This is a genomic window from Synechococcus sp. PCC 6312, assembly GCF_000316685.1.
Lineage (GTDB): Bacteria > Cyanobacteriota > Cyanobacteriia > Thermosynechococcales > Thermosynechococcaceae > Pseudocalidococcus.
The window spans coordinates 3,175,971-3,196,875 of sequence record NC_019680.1; the positions used below are offsets into that span (position 1 = coordinate 3,175,971).

17 protein-coding genes and 1 pseudogene are annotated in these 20,905 nt (G+C 49.1%); 6 read left to right on the forward strand and 12 right to left on the reverse strand.

The features are described from left to right. Position 1 precedes the first annotated feature (1 nt). Genes SYN6312_RS15465 through glyA form a run of 3 tightly spaced genes read right to left on the reverse strand, consistent with a single transcriptional unit; the run spans position 2 to position 3,662 of the window. Positions 2 to 1,282: a competence/damage-inducible protein A gene (locus SYN6312_RS15465; protein WP_015125840.1), complete on the reverse strand. Its 1,281-nt coding sequence runs from the start codon at positions 1,280 to 1,282 to the stop codon at positions 2 to 4. Beyond that, positions 1,279 to 2,325: a glycosyltransferase family 4 protein gene (locus tag SYN6312_RS15470; protein WP_015125841.1), complete on the reverse strand. Its 1,047-nt coding sequence runs from the start codon at positions 2,323 to 2,325 to the stop codon at positions 1,279 to 1,281. The genes SYN6312_RS15465 and SYN6312_RS15470 overlap by 4 nt, the downstream gene beginning before the upstream one ends. Positions 2,326 to 2,378: 53 nt before the next feature. Next, entirely contained in the window at positions 2,379 to 3,662 is a 1,284-nt protein-coding gene (gene glyA, locus SYN6312_RS15475; RefSeq protein ID WP_015125842.1) for a serine hydroxymethyltransferase, read from the reverse strand. A 153-nt stretch (positions 3,663 to 3,815) separates the two neighbouring features. Between glyA and SYN6312_RS15480 the strand changes: the two genes are divergently transcribed. Continuing rightward, on the forward strand, positions 3,816 to 4,769 hold the full coding sequence (locus SYN6312_RS15480) for a branched-chain amino acid ABC transporter permease (RefSeq protein ID WP_015125843.1): 954 nt from the start codon (positions 3,816 to 3,818) through the stop codon (positions 4,767 to 4,769). On the opposite strand, the gene SYN6312_RS15485 is transcribed toward SYN6312_RS15480, so the two are convergent. Next, positions 4,766 to 6,241, reverse strand: a complete 1,476-nt coding sequence (locus tag SYN6312_RS15485) for an alpha-amylase family glycosyl hydrolase (protein WP_041430895.1) — start codon at positions 6,239 to 6,241, stop codon at positions 4,766 to 4,768. The two genes, SYN6312_RS15480 and SYN6312_RS15485, sit on opposite strands and share 4 nt — an antisense overlap. Positions 6,242 to 6,947: 706 nt before the next feature. Here SYN6312_RS15485 and SYN6312_RS15490 point away from each other — a divergent pair. Beyond that, positions 6,948 to 7,931 carry a DMT family transporter gene (locus SYN6312_RS15490; protein WP_015125845.1) on the forward strand — a complete coding sequence of 328 codons (984 nt, stop codon included), beginning with the start codon at positions 6,948 to 6,950 and terminating at the stop codon, positions 7,929 to 7,931. Positions 7,932 to 7,981: 50 nt separating this feature from the next. Here the strand turns inward: SYN6312_RS15490 and SYN6312_RS15495 are convergent, their stop codons facing one another. From SYN6312_RS15495 to SYN6312_RS15510, 4 genes and pseudogenes are all read right to left on the reverse strand, one after another. Further along, complete coding sequence (locus tag SYN6312_RS15495; RefSeq protein ID WP_015125846.1) at positions 7,982 to 8,302, reverse strand: hypothetical protein; 321 nt, start codon at positions 8,300 to 8,302, stop codon at positions 7,982 to 7,984. Between the two features lie 92 nt (positions 8,303 to 8,394). After that, a pseudogene (locus SYN6312_RS19545) lies at positions 8,395 to 9,241 on the reverse strand (IS630 family transposase). Positions 9,242 to 9,254: 13 nt separating this feature from the next. Next, positions 9,255 to 9,998, reverse strand: coding sequence for a hypothetical protein (locus SYN6312_RS15505; RefSeq protein WP_015125847.1), 744 nt, complete (start codon positions 9,996 to 9,998; stop codon positions 9,255 to 9,257). A gap of 109 nt (positions 9,999 to 10,107) precedes the next feature. Further along, positions 10,108 to 11,697: a glycoside hydrolase family 57 protein gene (locus tag SYN6312_RS15510; RefSeq protein ID WP_015125848.1), complete on the reverse strand. Its 1,590-nt coding sequence runs from the start codon at positions 11,695 to 11,697 to the stop codon at positions 10,108 to 10,110. Positions 11,698 to 12,014: 317 nt separating this feature from the next. Here SYN6312_RS15510 and SYN6312_RS15515 point away from each other — a divergent pair, with 317 nt between their 5' ends. After that, positions 12,015 to 12,647, forward strand: coding sequence for a ribonuclease H-like domain-containing protein (locus SYN6312_RS15515; protein WP_015125849.1), 633 nt, complete (start codon positions 12,015 to 12,017; stop codon positions 12,645 to 12,647). Positions 12,648 to 12,952: 305 nt separating this feature from the next. After that, the gene (locus tag SYN6312_RS15520) at positions 12,953 to 14,830 is read left to right on the forward strand and encodes an iron uptake porin (RefSeq protein WP_015125850.1); all 1,878 of its coding nucleotides are present in this window, start codon (positions 12,953 to 12,955) and stop codon (positions 14,828 to 14,830) included. 43 nt (positions 14,831 to 14,873) lie between these two features. Here SYN6312_RS15520 and SYN6312_RS15525 read toward each other — a convergent pair whose 3' ends face one another. After that, complete coding sequence (locus SYN6312_RS15525) at positions 14,874 to 15,392, reverse strand: hypothetical protein (RefSeq protein ID WP_015125851.1); 519 nt, start codon at positions 15,390 to 15,392, stop codon at positions 14,874 to 14,876. A 99-nt stretch (positions 15,393 to 15,491) separates the two neighbouring features. Continuing rightward, a complete protein-coding gene (gene queF / locus SYN6312_RS15530; RefSeq protein WP_015125852.1) occupies positions 15,492 to 15,896 on the reverse strand; it encodes a preQ(1) synthase in 405 nt (134 codons plus the stop codon). Positions 15,897 to 16,002: 106 nt separating this feature from the next. On the opposite strand from queF, the gene SYN6312_RS15535 reads away from it, so the two are divergent. Then, a complete protein-coding gene (locus SYN6312_RS15535) occupies positions 16,003 to 17,265 on the forward strand; it encodes a lipid-A-disaccharide synthase-related protein (RefSeq protein ID WP_015125853.1) in 1,263 nt (420 codons plus the stop codon). A 21-nt stretch (positions 17,266 to 17,286) separates the two neighbouring features. Here SYN6312_RS15535 and guaA read toward each other — a convergent pair whose 3' ends face one another. Together guaA and hpf are read right to left on the reverse strand one after the other, a co-directional pair. Beyond that, a complete protein-coding gene (guaA, locus tag SYN6312_RS15540) occupies positions 17,287 to 18,897 on the reverse strand; it encodes a glutamine-hydrolyzing GMP synthase (protein ID WP_041431690.1) in 1,611 nt (536 codons plus the stop codon). A 246-nt stretch (positions 18,898 to 19,143) separates the two neighbouring features. Continuing rightward, a complete protein-coding gene (hpf, locus tag SYN6312_RS15545) occupies positions 19,144 to 19,761 on the reverse strand; it encodes a ribosome hibernation-promoting factor, HPF/YfiA family (RefSeq protein ID WP_015125855.1) in 618 nt (205 codons plus the stop codon). Between the two features lie 132 nt (positions 19,762 to 19,893). Here hpf and lipB point away from each other — a divergent pair, with 132 nt between their 5' ends. Next, positions 19,894 to 20,619 (forward strand): lipoyl(octanoyl) transferase LipB, encoded by a 726-nt coding sequence (lipB, locus tag SYN6312_RS15550; RefSeq protein WP_015125856.1) that lies wholly within the window; start codon positions 19,894 to 19,896, stop codon positions 20,617 to 20,619. Positions 20,620 to 20,905 lie beyond the last annotated feature (286 nt).

Below are 20,905 nucleotides of genomic sequence, written 5' to 3' on the forward strand. Positions count from 1 at the left end.
ATCAGATCGGGGAAGCCTCCCTTAACAACTGACGGCGGAGCTTATCCAGTGCAGCCCGACTACTGAGGGAACGAATCCAATCACGGCCACGTTGGGGACTAAACCGATACTCAAAGGTTTCGAGAAAATTCTGCGGCCCCGCCAGGCCAATAAACACCAAACCCACAGGCTTAAGTTCTGACCCGCCCCCTGGCCCAGCAATCCCGGTAATACTCAAGGCCCAATCACTACCGAGAAGTTGCTTGCTCCCTTGGGCCATTTGGCCAGCCACAATAGCACTGACAGCCCCTGCTTGTTCTAGGGCATCGGCATCCACACCCAGAACATTGACTTTAATCGGATTGGCATAGGAGATAACTCCACCCAGAAAATAGGTCGAACTCCCTGGAATGGCAGTTAACATCGCCCCTAGGCCTCCACCGGTACAAGACTCGGCAATCCCCAAGGTTTGATGATGCGCTAACAAAAGTTGTCCCACGACCTTAGCCAGGGTATCCTGATCGGCTCCATAACAATCCAGGCCCGTAATCTGGAGAATCTCTGTGGCCACGGGGGCAATGATTGCTTCGGCTTCAGCTTGAGATTTCGCTTTGGTGGTAATCCGTAAACGCGCTTCTCCCTCCCCAGCGTAGGGGGCAACGGTGGGGTTATCCAGCCCAATTTGGGATGCCACCTTCTCCGCTAAGACCGATTCCGGGATGCCCCAAAACCGTAAGACCCGACTGTAGATCATCTCTTCTCCCCACCCCTGGGCCTGGAGAAAGGGCACGGCGGTTTGTTGCCACATGGCTTTCATTTCCGAGGGTACGCCGGGAAAGGTCATTAAGGTTAAACCCAGCCGGGGTTGCCAGATTAGGCCAGGAGCCGTCCCCGTTGGATTGGGGAGAATCTCAGCCCCCATGGGCAAAAGTGCTTGTTTACGATTACTTGGGCTATAACCACCCCGCTGGGCGAATTTCTGGTCTAAATCGGCAATAATTTCGGGGCGTTCAATCAGGGGTGTTTCAAAAAAATCGGCGATGGTTTCTGCCGTTAAGTCATCTGGGGTCGGCCCCAATCCCCCGGTAAAAATCAACAATCGCGCCCGTTCACAGGCAATGGCAATGGCTTGTTTAATCCGCGTTGGGTTATCGCCAACTACAGTTTGATAGTAGTGGGGGATCCCCAAGCGGGCCAATTCAGCGGCAAGATAATTGGCATTGGTATTGACCACTTCCCCTAAAAGCAGTTCTGTGCCAATACAGATAATTTCCGCACTTTGCTGCCAGCCCAATGCAGTCATTCGTCCCCCAGACCCCTTGTGCGTTGCCAAACCATCCAAATTGCATAAATCATTAACATTGAAGCCCCAATGGCATACCCCCAACCACTGGGAATTCCGGCAAAGCCCAAGGCTAAGCTCCCTACCCAGAGGGTTAAGGCATAAATAAACAGAACAGTCCCCCGCTGGGATAGACCTGCTTTTAAGAGCCGATGGTGTAGATGACGTTTATCGGGCTGAAAAGGAGAAAGCCCTCGCCGTAGTCGTTCAATGACCACCGTGGAGGTATCAATAATCGGCACTGCCAGGATTAAAAAGGGCAAAGCCACCGCCACCGTTGTCACCCCCTTCACCAGGCCAATCACGCCAATTCCCGCCAGGGTAAAGCCCATAAAGTAGGCTCCACCATCCCCCATAAAAATCTTGGCAGGATTAAAGTTATACCGCAGAAAACCCAAAGCCCCTCCCGCCAAGGCCGCCGCTAACAGGCCCGCTGCTGGTTGATTCAGAAATACGCTCACAAACAGCATTACCGCCGCCGCAATGGCCGCTACCCCCGCCGCCAGGCCATCTAAGCCATCGATAAAATTCATCGCGTTGGTCATACCCACTAGCCAGATGGTCGTCAGGGGTAAACTTAAGGCCCCTAAAGCAACCGTGCCTAAAAATGGCATTGAAAAGTTTTCAATTCGCACCCCCACGGCCCAAACCAAGCTGGCCGCTATGAATTGAGCCACTAGCCGAACTAAGGCGGGTAAGGTGAAGAGGTCGTCCGCCAGGCCAATGAGGAAAAAGACAATTCCCCCAACCGTTACCCCCCAAATTCGGTATTCCTCCGAGGTCGGCAGCCAACCAAACCCCCCGGCATTCCAAACCAAGAGGAGCGCGACGAGGTTCCCCAGAAAAATGGCCACCCCCCCTAAGCGCACCATTGGCTGGGCATGGACTTTGCGAGCATTCGGTTTATCTACACAGCCAATTTTTAATCCCAAGGTTTGCACAAAAGGCGTCACCCAGAGAACCACCAGGCAAGCGGCAATAAAAGCAATCAGGTGATAGGGCATCCGATTCAGAGGCTTGAGAGCGGATTAAGACGGTCGGTAGCAGTAAACACCTCTTAGGCTAACACTGGTTGTGGTTTCGACAAGTGGGGATAGAGGGGAAATTTACTACAAAGTTGGGCTACCCGGTCGCGACAGGCCTGGGCAATGGTTTTGTCCTCAGGGTGTTGTAAACGATCCGCAATAATTTCGGCAATTTCCCGGAATTCAATTTCGGTCATCCCCCTGGTAGTCAAGGCCGGTGAACCCAAGCGTAAGCCACTGGTAACAAAGGGTGAGGCTGGATCAAAGGGAATTGTGTTTTTGTTCGTCGTGATGTTGATCTCAGCCATCAGTTGATCCGCGACTTTTCCGGTTAACCCGACCGAGCGCAAATCAATTAACAATAGGTGATTATCTGTACCCCCAGAGACAATGCGTAAGTTGCGGGCTTGTAAACCACTGGCCAGGGCCTGGGCATTACGGATCACTTGGGCAGAATAGGCTTTGAAATCGGGTTTGAGGGCTTCCCCAAAGGTGACGGCTTTTGCGGCAATAACGTGCTCGAGGGGGCCCCCTTGGCTGCCCGGAAACACGGCCTTATCAAATTTTTTCCCCAGTTCCGCATCTTGAGTCAAAATTAACCCGCCCCTTGGCCCGCGCAGGGTTTTGTGGGTGGTAGTAGTGACGACATCGCAAATTGGCACCGGATTGGGGTGATGTCCAGAGGCCACCAGGCCAGCAATGTGGGCCATATCTGCCAAGAGGTAAGCTCCCACTTCATCGGCAATGGCCCGGAATTTTTCAAAGGGAATGACCCGAGGATAGGCCGAATAGCCGCAAATAATCAGCTTGGGTTTGTGCTCCAGGGCTAGACTGCGAATTTGGTCAAAATCCAATTGCTCAGTTTCAGGACTCACCCCGTACTGGACAACTTTGAACCATTTCCCAGAGACATTGACCGGAGAGCCGTGGGTTAAATGTCCGCCGTGGGATAAGTCCATGCCCAAGATGGTATCCCCAGGGTTAAGGAGGGCCAAAAAGACGGCAAAGTTGGCCTGGGCCCCGGAGTGGGGTTGGACGTTGGCATGGGTTGCCCCGAACAGTTCCTTCGCCCGCTCGATGGCCAACTGCTCAACTTGATCGATATAGTCACAACCGCCGTAATAGCGTTTTTCCGGCAATCCTTCGGCATATTTATTGGTTAACACTGAGCCTTGGGCGGCCATGACGGCGGCAGAGGTAAAGTTTTCGCTGGCAATCAATTCCAAGTGGTTTTGTTGGCGGTGGAGTTCCCGATCCAAAATTGCCGTAACCGCTGGATCTGAAGCAAGGAGGTAATCCCAATTAGTTTTGGTCACAGAGTTATCCTAGTCTAATAGTCTTACAGGAGAGCAAGGGAGAGGGGCAATCACCAGAGCAAGTTATCCGTGGGATTATCCCAATAACTCTGCCAGGTTTTTAACCAGATCTTATATCATTTCCGCAAGACATAGTATTTAGGAATCAAAAAATTGCTCTTAGAGACCTACGGCTTTTTATTCGTTTCGATGACCTTAGGGGCGTTACTGGGCTTATCCCTTTATTTCCCGCTCATGGCAGGGCAGTTATCTTTAGCCAGTCCTGGCTTTTATGCGTTGGGGGGCTATATTGCGGCAATTTTTTCAACCCGCCTCCTGCCAAGTTCTGGGGGGCTGTATCCACTGGGTTGGGTGGGTTTAGAACTGCTTATCGGTGGTCTAATGTGTGGGGGCCTGGGAATTATCATTGGGATGCCGACTTTACGGTTACGAGGAATTTATCTAGCCATTGCCACTATTGCCTTTGTGGAAGTCCTGCGGATTTTGGCCTTGGGCCTGGAGATTACGGGTGGGGCGGTGGGGATTTTCGGCATTCCACAACCCTTTCAAACCCCGATTGAATATCTTTGGTTGACATTGCCCCTACTGGTCTTAAGCATGGTCTTTCTCTATCGCCTGGAAAAAATTCGTCCCGGCCGGGCGTTGATTGCGATTCGGGCCGATGAATTAGCCGCCAGTACTGTGGGAATTAACCCAACCTATTACAAGGTTTTAGCCTTTACCCTGGGGGCAATCTTGGCTGGCCTGGTGGGGGTCATCAGTGCCCATTTCCTTAATACTTGGAATGCCAGACAGGGGACATTTGATGCTGGGGTGATTTATTTAACGGCCGTTCTCATTGGCGGCAATCGCACCTTTCTTGGCCCCGTGATTGGGGGCATGATCTTCACAGCCTTACCAGAAGTATTACGGGGCTTAGCAGGCATTCCCGGACTACCTTTATGGTTGCAGCAACTCCTCCAAGAGGGACGATTAATGATTTTTGGGCTGTTGATCGTCTTGGGCACTATCTTTTTTCCCCGGGGCCTGGTGGTGTCAGAACTTGGGCAAACTTTACGCAAAAAGCTTTTCAAATTTGTGGACTCTGCCAAGACTCAGTGGCCCTAAACCTGGCCAAATTCAAAGAGGTGATAGCCCCAGGCCGGGATATCCAGATACAAACCTCTTTGGCGTAGCTCATCTCCCTGGCGTTCATAACCAGCGGCACTCAGTTGATCCTGCAACCACCACGACTCACCCGCTAGCTCTGGCCAAGGTAAATCCACATAACACTGGCTGGCATAGGGGGCATAATTGACCACAACCAGTAACCAATTTTTCTCATCCGTCCAGGCCCAGGCCAAGAAATTAGCCCAACTGCCATTCTCTGACCAGGCCGGACGACAGGTTAAAAATTCCCATGTCCCCGTTCTGAGGATGTTCTGTTGCAATACCGTTAGGAGTTGTTGATAAAAGGCTTCGATACTGGCATTTACCGGGGTCTGGGGTTGACGACCGAGGTGGGGCGAGATGCGATGGGGATAACCTTGTAATTGGCCATCATAAAAAAATCGGAGTCCAGGAGTTAAATAGGTAATGATCGCTGCTGCTTGGTGAACTTCAAAGGAAAACGTCACCGCCGCCCGCTGTTCATCATGGTTTTCTAAAAACCGCACCGCTTGGTTATGGAATTTTACTTCTCTGGATAAATGCTCACGCACGGGGGCAACTTGGTGGGAACGAAGCCGATCATAGAGTTGTTTATCGTAGGTGTAATCAAAACCAGCCTCATGGAGCCGCCACTCCAAATCCCAATAAACTTCTGCCAAAAAACAAAATCCGGGTTGGGCGGCCTGTACCTTGGCAATGGCCTCTGGCCAAAAGGATTGGGCTGCCCTTCCCCAGGTGAGCGCAAAGACATCCGGCAAGACCAGCATCGCCACATCACAGCGCACCCCATCACACAAAGCTGAGATTTTTACCAATTCCTCAGTCATGGCCGCCACCAGGCCTGGTTCAGTGTAATTGAGTTGTAAAGTATCAGGCCAGTCAGCAAAGTAAGGATCTCGTCCATAGGCATAAATTCCACCCCCTGAGGCATCAGGTAAACGGTAATAGTTTTTGGGTTGGTTCGCTAAATCTGATTCTGTGCCGGAAATAAAGTATTCAGGATGGGTTTGTAGCCACGGGTGATCCAGGCCCGTATGATTGGGGACAAAATCCAGCATCAGTTTTAGGCCGCGATCATTCAGGCGTTGACGAAAGCGTTGGAGGGCCACATTTCCACCCAATTTGGGCGCAACGTCATAGGCCTGGATCGCAAACCCAGAACCACAAATATCCTCCGTCTCCAAATCCGGTAACACCGCTTGAAATTCTGATTGCCAGGCCGGGAAAGCGCGGGAAACCTCCTGACTGGTTGGACTCGTTTGCCAAACACTTAAACACCACAGCCAATTAAAACCCGCTTTAGCCCAGGTATCGAGGAGATAATCAGGAACATGATCTAAGGTTGCTGGACATCCCAGGTCCTGACTCAAGGCCTGGAGCCAAACGCGGGTGTTAATTTGATAAAGGGACGGGTAGTAGGGTCGCGACATCAAGGGTAGAAAAATATGATACTCACAGTATAAATTATGCTTAAAAACTAATAGAAACCTAATGCCGATTAAGACCAACACATTAAAAAACTTAATATATTTACTATTTATGACCAACTGTTAAGATTAATATTGTTTGTATTTGCGTTCATCTGATTGAATCCTAAATTCACGATCTAATACAAGCATAAACTTTTGCTTGACAAGAAAAATTGGCATGAAATTGATATTTACTAGACAAATTTAATTAATTAAAATATTTAATCTAAACTAGTTGATCTTGATCCTAATAGAAATGAGAATCTCCATCTCTTCTACTTTGACAGTCTTCAAAGGTTTTGACGGACAACCCATAGGAATGTGAGGAGGACTCAGAATATCTAGCTGACTCAATTAATATATTCATGGGTTATAACATTCATAGATTTCAAAAAACTTGCCTATAAATAGATTAAGTAGAAAGAGAACTAATTTGCATAAGCTAGATCTATCTAACCCTGGTTTTCTATTTAACCCTAAGGTTGTTAAAGACTTTTATGGTTCATGATCATCATGAATGAGATAAAGTAATGACCCACCTGCCTTAATGTTACGGATTTAGAATTGGATCATGGCAAGCTAAAGAGCCTCTTCCCGGAGCAGGCTTTCTAAAGTTTTTATGAATCAAAACAGCTTGGGTAACGCGATAAAGTTAATTTGGTCATCTATGAATCAAGCTTTTTGGCTAGGGCAAGTAGCAGCATTGAGTAGCGCGGCTCTATGGGCGGCTGCTTCTGTAGGCTATCGGTATTTAGGGCAGACAATTCCCGCCCTAGGCTTAAACTTGGCTAAGGGTCTGGTTGCCTTAGGGTTAATTTTGCTAACGGTTTTCTGGTTGCCAATTTTCCCAATCCATGAGTCGCCCCGATCCGTTGGCTTATTGCTGGGTAGTGGCTTCTTAGGCATTGGCCTGGGGGATACGGCTTATTTTATTGCGTTGAAGGAGTTAGGAGCCAGAATCACGCTGTTATTGGGTACACTTTCGCCATTAATGACGCTGTTATTAGCGTTTTGGTTTTTGGGTGAAACAATTCCCCATTTAACTGCGGTTGGCACAATCATTACACTGGTCGGAATTACGGTTGTGATTGGTGAACGAACTGCGCCCATTTCTATCGAGTCTTGCCCCAGTTCTCCGGTATCGAGATTAGGCCTATTAGCTGTAATGGGTTCTAATATTGCCCAGGCCGGGGGAGTTGCGTTGGCGCGGGTTGCGTTTTTAGAAACCGAATTTGATCCCCTCTATGCCGCCCTATTACGGATTTTGGCTGGGGTGATTTTCCTGGTGGCATTAGGAGGATTTCAAGGAAAGCTAGGGGATTGGTTACAGGGATTTTGGCAACTCAAAAGATCATTTGTTAAAGGGCGTGAGCCTTCTCCAACCATCTCAGGCTATGAGTTAAATATTAAGGCCTGTTTGATTTTAGTCCTGGCAGCCTTGGCAGGTACTTACTTGGGTATTTGGTTACAGCAAATCTCCCTAAAATTTGTTTCAGCAGGTATTGCCCAAACCCTGAGTTCCACAAGCCCTTTATTTATTTTGCTATTGGCTCCCTTCCTCAAGGAACCCGTTACATTGCGAGCAGGCCTGGGGGCTACCTTAGCAGTTGGCGGCATTGCCCTAGTATTTCTTACACCAACGTTGACATAGTTCGAAATCAAGAAAGAAAGCATAGCAACTTATCTATAACAGCACAAAAGCTATTGCCGACTATCTTCGATGCAATGAAATGGTAAGGCCTTCCATTCTTGCCATGTCAGCTTTTCTTCATTCATTATTGTTAGCTCTGTTTCAAAATTCTTTAACATTTCAAGATTATTACCCGAATCATTTAATAGTTTATTGCTACTTTTGATTAAAGCAATTTGACTTGAATTAAGATTCGAAGACTTATGTGATGAATTACCTAATATAGATAATAGGGGAAACAAAAGATAGGTGGGATCAAAGGTATTAAGGGCAATGAAGTTTTTTTCTCCTGCTGATACTTGAGGTGAATAAACAGAAGCTTCTAAGATCATTAAATGTCCATATCCTCCGTCATAGGGTCTAAACCAAGCTGGAACAGTGAAGGGAGCGTAATGAATACTTATATAGTAATTACAAATAAGTCTTAGAGATTGCGGTTGGCATAGTCTCGAATAATGTCATCAATGGCGGTGTCTGGCGTTGCATACTGTCTTCGTTTCTTCAAGGCAGCAAAATCGTGCTCAATCTTGTTAAAGTCTGGCGAGTATTTGGGTAGGAAGAGCACCTGATGCGCGCATTGGTGGGCAATGTCTCGAATCACATTTTTCCGGTGAATCGGGGCATTGTCTAAAATCAACACGGACGGGACTTGGAGGGTCGGTAATACCCACTCAGACAGCCATTTCTCAAAACATCCGGCATCAACGCTTCCCTCAACTACCATGGGGGCTAATAGAGCATCTTTGCATCTGGCCATGAGTAGATTTTCCCGTTTTTCTCGTTTTCCGGTTCTGTCTGCAAAAAGCTTGGTGCCTCGTTGGGCCCACCCCCAGGGTTGAGAGACTCGGTTGTCAAAGCCACTTTCATCGATGTAAACGAGATGTCTCGACCCCTGTCGCTTCACAATCTCCTGTAACTGCTTGAGATAGACTTGACGTTCCTGAGGATTGCGTTCTCGATACTTTTGCTGTTTTTTTTCGGGTAATTTTCATCTGCTTCAGGGCATACCAAATGGCGTGAATGTTCACCCCGAAATGGGCTGCTCGGTCACAGAGGCGGGCATTGGGGTGGTCTTTAACGTGCTGTTCTAGAACCGCCCAATCGAGCTTGCGCTGACGACGTTTGACAACGGTGGGACGTAAATCCTCTCGGTTCAACCAGTTATAGACCGTTGCCGGACACACCTGAAACCGACGAGATGCCTCTGCTTTGCTGCCACCCTCTTTTACAAAGGTCACGACTCGGGTGCGCAAATCCATGCTGTACGGCATTGACTTTTCATCTTTACTTCTTAATTGAAAGTACTATATCTTTGATCTCTCTCTTTTCTAAATTAGCTTTGACCTTTGATACATATACTTCCATTAATTGACAAGTGTGATGATCGTCATGAATTGTTGTAATCTGTTTAATAATTCTCTGAGCAGCTTCTGTTTCATCTAATTCTAAATAGGCAATAGATTGTGACAAGCTAGACAATAGGTAAAAATTCGCATATTCTGTGGCGATTTCTATTTTAGGAGCATCTTGAAAATAACTAAAAAACAGTTGCCTTGCTTCTCCTAAACGATCTACAACCCGATAGAGTAAAGCCTCTCGATTTTTATCATGCTTCATATTTAAGGCTAATTGTAGTTGCTCTATGGCATGAAGAAAGTTTGCTCGGCTCTGGGCATCTAACTTATGGTGAATTTGATCAACTTTGGCTTCAATATTGTCTAACTTATCTGACATCTGCTCTAATTTATCGAGAATTTTATCTAGCTTTTTATCCATTGCACCTAATTTAGCTAGAACCATTGCAAAACCGGCAATAGAAACAGCCACGTTGAGAAGACTAGCGACTGATCCAAGAGTTGATAAATTTGATAAGGCCTGGGAGATTTGCGCCGGCCCTTCTTTGAGTAACCTAACTATCCGCTGGGTTCCTACCTCCCGAATAACGCCACCTTTCCGAATATATTGACCAGCGTCCAGGCCTGCCTGTATGTCTTCAGGGATGAATAGATTTGTATTAATGCTAGGCATAAGCTATCTGAAAGATTTGAATGCTTTCAGTATAACTACTAATTTCCTGAGCTACAGAGACATTTTGCTCTCAGTCAATAAAAGCAAACTAGCCCTATCCATATCCCCCTTACAGTGGACGATAAACGCGATAGTTAATGCTTGGGAAAATGTTATCAATCGCCTCAACTTTTTCCAGCCAGCCGGCATCAATCTTTTCCGCCCGAATTTCATCATGAAGTTTATGGAACCGGGTTAAGTGAGAGCGAGTTCGCCGCACCGCATAGGGCACCATGGTTCCAGTCCGCATAATGAACGCCCAGTCAGAGGATTGAGCTAAGAGGAGTTCCCGCGCCGCCTGATTTAAGGCTCGCCAACTCAGTTCATCCCAGGCCTCGACTTTGGCCAATTCAATCATCCGTTCTGCAGCCTTATGGAGGTGGGGGTAAATCCAGGTATTGGTCTCATTCAGCCAATATTCATGGAAGCCTTTATACCCCCAACTGGATTGAGAGGGGCGACAAACCTGCTGCGTTGGGTGGGCTTTGAGGTAGTCTGCCAAGTGGGTCATCGCAAAGGTATCTTGATCAAACCAAGATTTGCGGAAGAGGAAATCTAGGAACCAGGGCCCCTCATACCACCAGTGACCGTAGAGTTCCGCATCGTAAGGAGAAACCACAATCGGTGGCCGCTGCATCATCTGGGCCAAGTGGCGGACTTGTTGCCCCCGATTAAACATAAAATTTTCAGCGTGTTCGGCCGCTTTTTCCTTAGCCCAGTAGGGATCGTAAAGGGCCTTATCACTGAGTCCCAGGCCTCGGCCAGTAATTTTGTGATATTTGATCCCGGTGTTTTTCCGTTGACCATTGGGCATGATATAGGGCTTGATGTACTCATATTCCGCTTCCCAGCCCAAATCCTTATAAAATTCCCGATATTCTGCCGCTCCCGGATAACCCACCTCCGAAGACCAGACTTGTTGTGAAGATTCATGATCGCGACCAAAGGCTGCCACGCCTGTTTCGGTAAAGATGGGGGCATAGGTCCCAAAACGGGGCCGCGGGCGGGCATATAAAATCCCGTGACCATCAATCAGAAAATAGCGTAACCCCGCATCAGCTAACTGGCGTTCTACCCCCTCGTAATAGGCACATTCCGGTAACCAAATCCCCTTCGGCGACCGCCCAAAATTTTCCTCATAATGTTCACAGGCCACCTTGATTTGGGCCCAGACGGCCTGGGGATACATTTTCATTAAGGGGAAATAGCCGTGAGTCGCCCCGCAGGTAATAATTTCTAGGTTGTTGCTGTCTTGGAATTGCTTGAAGGCTTTAACTAAATCCCGCCCGTAGTCTTCCCAGGTATTCCGTACCCGATTAAATTCTTGAACATAATGCTCGGCTAAGTAACGAATATGCCCGTTGTAATGATTCCGTTCAACTTCTAACTCCGCTAACTCTTCTAACTGGGCCAGATGGGCATCATAGCGATCTTGGAGTAATTCATCCCGCAACATAGAAACCAAGGGCGGTGTCATACTCATAGTGATCTTAAAGTCCACTCCATCCCGCTTCAGCCCCTCAAACATCCACAAGAGCGGGATATAGGTTTCCGTAATCGCCTCAAATAGCCACTCTTCCTCTAAGACGTAATCACTTTCGGGGTGACGGACAAAGGGTAAATGGGCATGGAGGACAAGGGCAAGGTAGCCAATAGACATAGGGGTCTTACTTTTGGATGAGGGGCGGTCAAGCAGAGGAGAATTGAAGGGTAGATTCTTTAAGCATTGCCAAGAAATTTAAGGCTCAGAACCTAGCCAGCTTTCCCCTCATCTTAGGCGGAAACGTCCATCTCTTATCGGTTGTGCCCCTAAATCTCCCCAGGCCTGAAGGGATAATCACATTCTGTAAACAGAGAGTTTCAAAATGCAGAATTTCTTAACTTCTATTTATTTCTATTCATGATTTCCAGTTTTCCTACCTCAAGATTTATCTATAAAAGTTAGGTCGGTTTTCAGCTAACGTTGCTGTATATTTGATGGATATGGATTTTCCCTTCACTATTTTCAATCAAGATTTATCCCAGGCCAGCTTTGAGCAATTCCGCCAGGCCGACCGTTTAGCCATTGACACAGAAACAATGGGGTTAAAGCCCAGTCGCGATCGGTTATGCCTCGTGCAAATTTGCGATCCCCAAGGGGAAGTGGCAGTGATTCGGATTGACCGGGGACAAACTCAAGCCCCCCTCTTAAAACACCTGCTCGAAGCCCCTGACAGTACAAAAGTGTTCCATTTTGCTCGCTTTGATCTGGGGATTTTGCAGCATCAACTAGGGATTAGGGTCGCGCCAATTTTCTGCACCAAAATTGCGAGCAAACTGGCCCGTACCTATAGCCCTCGCCACGGATTGAAAGAAGTGGTTTTAGAACTCACGGGAGTTGAATTAGACAAAAGCTCTCAGAGTTCCGATTGGGGTAATGCGGCAAATTTATCCGAATCCCAACTCCGTTATGCCGCTAATGATGTCCGCTATCTCCTCTCGGCCCAGGCCCAACTTCAGGCCATGCTCGCGCGGGAATGCCGTTGGAGTCTGGCCCAGGCCTGTTTTACCGCCTTACCCACCATCATCGAATTGGATTTAGCGGGTTTTGAGAATATCTTTGAACATTAATGCAGGAATGCTCGGCTTGGGGTCGGCCGATCAGCCTGGGACTACGATAATTTTTAGTTGTCCTATCCATTGAAAATATCTATTGGCAATTAAACAATCATTTGCTTAAACCTATGCATTACGCCCTAGGATACTGAATACAGCGATAGTGTCATTCGGCAGCACAGCGGCAAAACACCCGGTCACTTTCCGTAAACTGCTCCTGACTCCGACTCATCAACGTCTGTCAACCCCTTAAGTTTAAGCACTTCTCTGTCCATTCAGAGGGGCTTAGCGCGACCACAATGCTGTGAGGAGAACACACAATGGATCAAATCAATCCCCTAAGGGCCTGTAGTCTGCTCTTGATGAGTGGCAGTAGCCTTGTTTGGACAGGCCAGGCCTGGGCTGAATCGGCCCTACCCAACCCACCGCGTCAATCGGTGACCTTAACGACAATTGAGAGTCTAGCCCCCAATAGCAGCAGTATTCCCGCTCCTGTTGCACCATTACCTATAGCCAATCCAACTCAAGCCGACCTGCAAGCTCTGGGGCAGGTCACCTCTGTCTCCCAGCTCGCCGATGTGCAACCCACAGACTGGGCCTACCAGGCTTTAGCCTCTCTTGTGGAAAAATACGGCTGTATTGCTGGCTATCCCGATGGCACATTTCGGGGGAATCGGGCCGCAACTCGCTTTGAACTGGCCGCCGCCCTCAACGCCTGCTTAGATGTGGTCAGTGATCGGTTTGCCACCAAAGAAGATTTAGCAGCAGTCCGCCGTCTTCAGCAGGAATTTGCCACCGAACTCGCAACAATTCGCGGTCGCGTAGATAATGCTGAAGCCCGCATTGCCGCCTTGGAAGCCACCCAATTTTCCACCACAACTAAGCTCCAGGGTGAAGCGATCTTGGGTTTTGAAGCGGCTGGGGGAGGAAATCCAACCGGAAGTCAGCCCAATCCCATTGCGGTCTATCGCACCCGGCTGAACCTGGTTACCAGTTTTACGGGCCAAGATATGTTGATTACAGGCTTACAGGCCTTTAACTTCCAAGGCGCATTACTGGGCGGGGGCAGTGTCCAAAACACCCTATTTCCGGGTACGGTGCTCAATTCTGGGAGTACGAATCTTGGCTTTCAACCCCAATTTGCTGGCATTGACCCGAACAATTTGGCGAATAGTGGTGCTTATGGGCCAAATAGCCTCAACCTATATAAGTTGTTGTATATCTTTCCAGTTGTTAAATCCTTTACCAGCTTTGCCTTTGTTAAAGCCGAGACCACCGATGCCTTTCCGCAAATTATTCCCTGGGCCGGTGAGGGGCAAGGAGCTTTATCACGGTTTGCTGGGGTCAATCCCATTGTCCGCCTCACCACAGGTACATCTGGAATTGGTGTTCCCAGTGGTTTAGGGTTCATTTGGAATCCGAATAGCAAGGTTAACTTAACCGCTCTTTATGGAGTTGCGGGGGCTGCTAATCCAGGCCTGGTACCAACGGCTTTAGATGGCAGTGCGGGGACACCGCTGGGTTCTGGATTCTTTCCCAGTAACCAAAATAGTTTTATCGCGGCGGCCCAGGCCACCTTTAGCCCCCTCAAAACCCTAGACTTAGCCCTTAACTTTTCCTACTCACAACATGCAATTAATGTGTTGGGGACAGGCTTATCTTCCGGTGGGCTTTTGGGCTATGGGGGAGATGTGTTTTCAGTCCCCGGCCTACCCTATGGGGCGATTGGCAACTTAGCCCAGCGGGTGCAGATTTTTGGCGTGGGTGGAACTGGCACCTATCGAGTCACCCCCAACATTGCCCTGTCTGGTTATGCGGCGGGGATTTTTGTGAACACGATTGGCGGGACGAATACCTTAGCGGGGGGTGGGGCCCTACCCAGTCCAACCGCTGGGGCAGTTTATACCAGCTTTATGGGGGGTGTCCAATTTAGTGATGCCATTTTTGAGGGCAATACAGCGGCCCTAATCATCGGTCAGCCTCTCTATCTGGAATCCACCAGTGGAATTGCCAGTAGCCCGAATATTCCGGGGGTGTTTAGCCGGGCCCGCCCATTCCAGGTAGAAGCCTACTATCGCTTTCGGATTACTGACAACATTAGTGTCACCCCAGGAGCCTTTGTGATTTTTAACCCAGAGTTTAATAGCCTGAACGAAACTACCGCCGTTGGCCTAATTCGCTCCACCTTTACGTTCTAGGGGGCGGATTGAAGCCCTGGCAGCCTTACTGGGGATGAGCGGGCTAATCAAAGTAAAACAAAGTGACTACCTTATGCTGTTCCTCGGCAAACTCACAGGCCTGGAGCAGCGTATGGCTGTCATGAAAGGCAAAGCAAATCAGTTGTTGGCAACGACTAATAATTTCTTGGTTACAGAGCGCACTGGCTTCAGCGAGAGGAAGGTGATCGTTTTCTGGTTTCTCGACTAGGTGCATGACCTTATCCAACTGTTGCCGTGATTCGCGGGGTTGACGATCCATCCCTTGGGGTAAAACAACCGTGAGGAGATTGGGGTCTGCCCGCATGGCCCCCCGAATGACAGCCGCATTTGTCCCCATTGCTCCTGAGGTCATCAAGCGGTTTCCCGCTAAAACCATGGCATAACTCATCATTTCGATTAGGTGTTGATGGGTAATGGGAACATGGCGAGAACCGAGTAAGGCAATGCGTTTGGGCCCTGCTTGCTGGATTGTGGCTAATTCTTGGAGAAACTCATCAACACTGGGGCTATCAATAGCGGGAAGTCCGGTGGCCTGGGTCAAGGCAGTGAACTCAATCTAGTAGAAGAACGCCGCTATTCTAACATTTGCCTGGGACTGAGGGCGATCCCAATCCAGAGGAATTTGTTCCCGATATCTCCTTCAGGCTCCCTCTGGATGGAAGGGATAATGGACTTCAATGACAGTGTGAACATTGCCACGGGGGGAGTAATCCCCTTTGATCGTCATGGCTAAGGGGGCACAGGCTGCAACTAAATCATCCAGAATTTTATTTACCCCTTCCTCATGGGAAATATATTGATCCCGGTAGCTGTTGATGTAAAGCTTGAGGGCCTTGAGTTCCAAAACCCGTTGATCTGGAGTGTAGGTGAGGTGAATAGTCGCGAAATCGGGATAGCCAGAAAAAGGGCATTTACAGGTAAACTCCGGCAGGGTGATGTTAATTTGATAGGGACGACCAGGCCTGGGGTTGGGAAAGGTGGTGAGTTGTCCTGCGAGAATTTCGCGCTCGCCTGTTTTCAAGTCGGCCTGGAGATTGCTGGTCATTGGTTGTCCTAGAAAATGCTTACAAAAAAAGGGTCTAGTCTCTTTATCCTATCAATGCTGGTGAATCTGATTTTTAGACTGTCTCAGTTAGGGGAGGTCTGGCTCGGTGCGGTTGTTATGTATCAGTAATGGTCACGGGGAAGATCAAATTGGGGCCCGGATTCTGGAGGCATTACAGAAACTCGCCCCTGAGATTGAAACCACAGCTTTGCCCATTGTTGGCCTGGGAACCGCGTACCAAAACCTGGGGATTGCAATTGCTGGGCCAGTTGAGGTCATGCCTTCGGGGGGATTTATTTATCAAGATGGACGACAGTTATGGCGGGATCTACGGGCGGGTCTATTAGGACTGTTGGGTAAACAAGTTAGAGCCATCCAGGCCTGGGAGTCCGAAAACCAATCCTTAAAGACGCGGGGCATAATTCTAGCAGTGGGCGATATTGTTCCCTTGGGCCTGGCCGGGTTGAGTAGGAGTGACTATGGGTTTGTGGGTACGGCTAAATCTGAATATTACATCCGAGACGAAACCGGAAAACTTCTCTCCCATCGTTGGGGTCTGGGCTGGGCCGGCAGTGATTATTTACCTTGGGAGCAATGGTTGATGGCCCGACCGGGTTGTGTCGCGGTGTTTGCGCGGGATGAACTCACGCATCAGGTCTTAACTGGACTAGGAATTCGCTCCTTTAACTGCGGCAATCCGATGATGGATGAATTACCCTCGCCCGCTGCCCCCCGTGAATCCTATCCCCAGGCCCTGACCATCACCCTCTTGCCGGGTTCGCGTCCCCCAGAGGCCTATCAGAATTGGCAGCGAATTTTGGCGGCTATTCAGCAGTTCCCCAGTTATCAGCCAAATTGTTTATTTTTAGCGGCCATCAGTCCAGGCCTGGAGTTAGCGGAGATATTAAACCCATTGGTAAGCTTTGGCTGGAAAAAAATAGCCCGACCGGCCTGGTTAAAGATCGGAGATTCAGCAGCCTTAACATTCCAGCAAAACCAGGGTTATTTAGTCCTCACCCAGCAGGCCTATAGTGATTGTTTGCATCTGGGAGATCTGGCCATTGCCCAGGCCGGGACAGCCACGGAACAATGTGTTGGCCTGGGAAAACCCGTGATCACCTTTCCGGGACAAGGGCCGCAATTTACCCCCCTGTTTGCCCGCTGCCAGGCCCGCCTTTTAGGCATATCTGTACACCTAGTCGAAAATCCAACCGCCGTTATGCCGAAAATTATCGAGTTAAGAAACGATCACCCCCGCCTCGACCTTATCCGTCAGAATGGCCAACAACGCATGGGACAACCTGGAGCCGCCCAAAACATTGCCAACAGGATCTGTCAACTGCTCAACCCAAACCGAGATGGGATTTGATGGAGCCGACTTTACCCCGATCTATTCCCATTCAATCGTTCCTGGTGGCTTCGAGGTAATGTCATACACAACCCGATTCACCCCTGGGACTTCATTGACAATCCGATTGGAGATCGTTTCCAGTAATTCATAAGGCACCCGTGACCAGTCCGCTGTCATCCCATCTTCACTGGAGACTAAACGCAAGACAATCGGATAGGCATAGGTTCGTTGATCCCCCATCACCCCCACGGAACGAACCGGTAACAGTACCGCAAAGGCCTGCCAGAGATCATGGTAGGTTTCCGAGCGATTAATTTCTTGTCGAACAATTAGATCCGCATCCCGCAAAATATCCAACCGCTCTGGGGTAATCTCGCCAATAATCCGAATGGCTAAACCGGGGCCTGGGAACGGATGCCGCCGGACAATTTCATCGGGTAAACCCAACGACCGACCCACTTCCCGCACTTCATCCTTAAAGAGTTTCCGTAAGGGTTCAACCAACTTAAACCGCAGATTTGGGGGTAAGCCGCCGACATTGTGATGACTCTTAATTTTAACGGCTACCCGTTCCCCAGTCTTGGGATCAATATTGGTATTGGCCGACTCAATCACATCAGGATAAAGCGTCCCTTGGGCTAAATAGTCAAACGGCCCCAGGCGATTAGACTCTTCCTCAAATACTTGGATAAATTCATGACCAATCCGGCGGCGTTTTTCTTCGGGATCCGTAACTCCCACGACTTGGGCTAAAAACCGTTCCCTGGCATTAACATAGACCACCGGAATATGAAACTGCTCTTGAAAGAGTTTAACTAAACGCTCCGGCTCATATTTGCGCATGAAGCCCTGGTCAATAAACATACAGGTGAGTTGGTCCCCGATGGCTCGATGGAGTAAAAAGGCCAATGTGGACGAATCAACTCCCCCGGAGAGGGCCAGCAAAACCCGTTTATCCCCCACTTTGGCTCGGACTTCCCGAATGGCTTCATCCACAAAGGCCGCCGTTGTCCAAGTCGGTTCACAGCCACAAATGTGATAGACAAAGTTGCGAATCAGGGCCTGGCCACCGATGGAATGGACTACTTCTGGATGAAATTGCACCCCATAAAACTGACGCTGATCATCGGCAATGGCCGCACAGGGAGTATTGGTTGTATGGGCGAGAGTCTTGAAGCCACCGGGTAGTTGTGTCACCGAATCCCCATGACTCATCCACATGGTTGCGGTGTTTTCAACATTCGTGAGGAGGTCTGTGGGGTCGTCAATCAGGAGAGAGGCTTTACCATATTCGCCGCGACTGGCCCGTTCAACTTCTCCCCCCAACTGCTTGACCATCAACTGCATCCCATAGCAGACTCCAAGCACTGGAATTCCTAACTCCCAGATTTCTGGGTCGCAAGCTGGGGCCTGGTCATCATAGACGGAGTTGGGGCCACCAGAGAGAATAATTCCCTTAGGCGCTATTTGCCGGAGTTGGGCCGCCGTAGTCCGATAGGAAACCACTTCTGAATAGACGCTTGTTTCCCGGATCCGCCGCGCAATCAATTCCGAATATTGGGATCCAAAATCGAGGATGACAATCATCTGCCGATTCAGAGCCTCGAGCATGGTACTGGTGTCGAGGGGAGCCGGAGTGGTTGTGGTCAGTTCGGTGGTAGTAGGCTGGCTCAAGGGAAGATTCCTTTGGGATAAACGATGCCATAGCAAGGGGCTAAGGTCATACAGGTATGCTTACTAGCTTAGGAGATCTCCCTGGTAGTTCGCATCCAGAGGCAGCCAGCCTAATCCTTCAATTTGCTCCCCACAGCCTTGCCAACTCAGGCCCCGACTCTTCCCCTTCACAATTGCGAGGTTAGCAACAGGGAGTCCCCGTCCGATTAGTTAACAACTCCGTTAATGGGCGGGAACTGGCACTTGCAGATCACTGTCAGATTGATGGTTATCATTGCCATTGCGGGGTTGAATGACTCCGTAGCCGCCATGATTACGCTCATAAATGACATTGATCTCGCCTGTTTCAGCATTACGGAAGACGTAAAAATCATGGTCAACCATTTCCAATTGCTCCAGGGCTGCCTCAACCGTCATCGCTGGCATGGCAAAGTATTTCACCCGAACAACTTCCTGGGGCAATTCTGGAGCGCGATCCCCCAACAGGTCTGGAACTAACTTGGGATTTTCAATTTCTGGGACTTCGTGAGTGCGGGACTTATCTTGGCGTTTTTCTTTCAGCTTCCGTAACTTTCGGTACACTTTGTCGGCGACCAAATCTACACTGGCATAGAGGTTATCGCTGCTCTCTTCTGCCCGGATAATTGAGCCGTTGACATAGATCGTCACTTCCGCGGTTTGATTCGTGGTAATCCGCGGGTTGCGCGCAACTGAAAGGTGGACATCAATTTCTTGGGTAATATTTTGAAAGTGGCCTGCGGCCCGTTCTAACTTCTGTTCGACATAACTGCGGATGGCATCTGTGATATCAATGTTTTTACCGTGGATCACAAGTTGCATAAAGGTTGCCTCCGTTCCTGACCGATACGATCACCGTAACACTTTCGTATTGGGGATAACATTACTTTTGGGGCGAGTTAACGATATTTTGCTTTCCGTGACAATTCTTTGCTCTGAAACTGGATGTAACTCTTGACAGCACTTTCTCATCCACCCCACAATCGCAACCCCTGCTATCTCTACCAGGCCCCCCTGATCCCCTACTCCCAGGCCTGGACTGTTCAAAAACAGTTAGTTGCCGCCCGACACACCCACCCAGCCCTCCCTGATGCATTAATTCTCTGCCAACATCCCCCCGTCTATACCCTCGGACAAGGGGCCACCTTGGAGCATCTGAATTTTGATCCCCAATCTCCCCCAGCCCCCTTATATCGAATCGAGCGCGGCGGTGAAGTCACCCATCATTGCCCCGGCCAGGTGATTCTCTACCCAATTCTGAATTTACGGCGTTATCAGATGGATCTGCATTGGTATTTACGACAACTCGAAGAAATTGTCATGCAAGCCCTGGCTCCGTTTGAGATTTGGGGAGAACGCTGGCCGGGGATGACGGGAGTTTGGGTCGAGGGATACAAAGTGGCGGCCATTGGGATTAAAGTCAGTCGTTGGATCACGATGCATGGCCTGGCGGTGAATGTCACGGCTGATTTATCTGGGTTCCAGGCCATTGTTCCCTGCGGAATTAGCCAATATCCGGTCGGAAATGTGACGCAATTTGTCCCAGAGATCACTATTGATCAGTTTCAAGCCGCTCTCCTTCAGGCCACAGCCGCTCTCTTTCGGTTCAGATTTCAGCCCCAACCCTGGCCCCAAACAGACTGCGATCACGTTAACCTGAGTTGCCAAAATAAAACGTAACAAAATTCTAAAACGAGCAAACCCAGGCCTGGTAAAGACTTCAAAGACGAGAGCAATTTTTATAGGCTAAGTCCCATAAATTTAAGGATCATTTCACAAGATTTAAGGTAAGAATCGGCAACTTTCGGGGCAGAATCAAAGTCTAAAGAAGCGTAGGCCACATTTTTGTCCGTGAAATCCCCTTATAACACTTAGGTAAATTCCCTTTCCTTGCAACTTCACATCCGCTCGGTACGGTAATACCGCCATCAACCCACCCCCTGCTACCCCAAGTCGTCAGGTATCC

Excerpts from the sequence above, each read along its gene's own strand:
- SYN6312_RS15465 (WP_015125840.1), bottom strand. The coding sequence starts at position 1,282 with ATGACTGCATTGGGCTGGCAGCAAAGTGCGGAAATTATCTGTATTGGC.
- SYN6312_RS15470 (WP_015125841.1), bottom strand. The coding sequence starts at position 2,325 with ATGCCCTATCACCTGATTGCTTTTATTGCCGCTTGCCTGGTGGTTCTC.
- SYN6312_RS15485 (WP_041430895.1), bottom strand. The coding sequence starts at position 6,241 with ATGTCGCGACCCTACTACCCGTCCCTTTATCAAATTAACACCCGCGTT.
- SYN6312_RS15490 (WP_015125845.1), top strand. The coding sequence starts at position 6,948 with ATGAATCAAGCTTTTTGGCTAGGGCAAGTAGCAGCATTGAGTAGCGCG.
- SYN6312_RS15495 (WP_015125846.1), bottom strand. The coding sequence starts at position 8,302 with ATGATCTTAGAAGCTTCTGTTTATTCACCTCAAGTATCAGCAGGAGAA.
- SYN6312_RS15505 (WP_015125847.1), bottom strand. The coding sequence starts at position 9,998 with ATGCCTAGCATTAATACAAATCTATTCATCCCTGAAGACATACAGGCA.
- SYN6312_RS15510 (WP_015125848.1), bottom strand. The coding sequence starts at position 11,697 with ATGTCTATTGGCTACCTTGCCCTTGTCCTCCATGCCCATTTACCCTTT.
- SYN6312_RS15515 (WP_015125849.1), top strand. The coding sequence starts at position 12,015 with ATGGATATGGATTTTCCCTTCACTATTTTCAATCAAGATTTATCCCAG.
- SYN6312_RS15520 (WP_015125850.1), top strand. The coding sequence starts at position 12,953 with ATGGATCAAATCAATCCCCTAAGGGCCTGTAGTCTGCTCTTGATGAGT.
- queF (WP_015125852.1), bottom strand. The coding sequence starts at position 15,896 with ATGACCAGCAATCTCCAGGCCGACTTGAAAACAGGCGAGCGCGAAATT.
- hpf (WP_015125855.1), bottom strand. The coding sequence starts at position 19,761 with ATGCAACTTGTGATCCACGGTAAAAACATTGATATCACAGATGCCATC.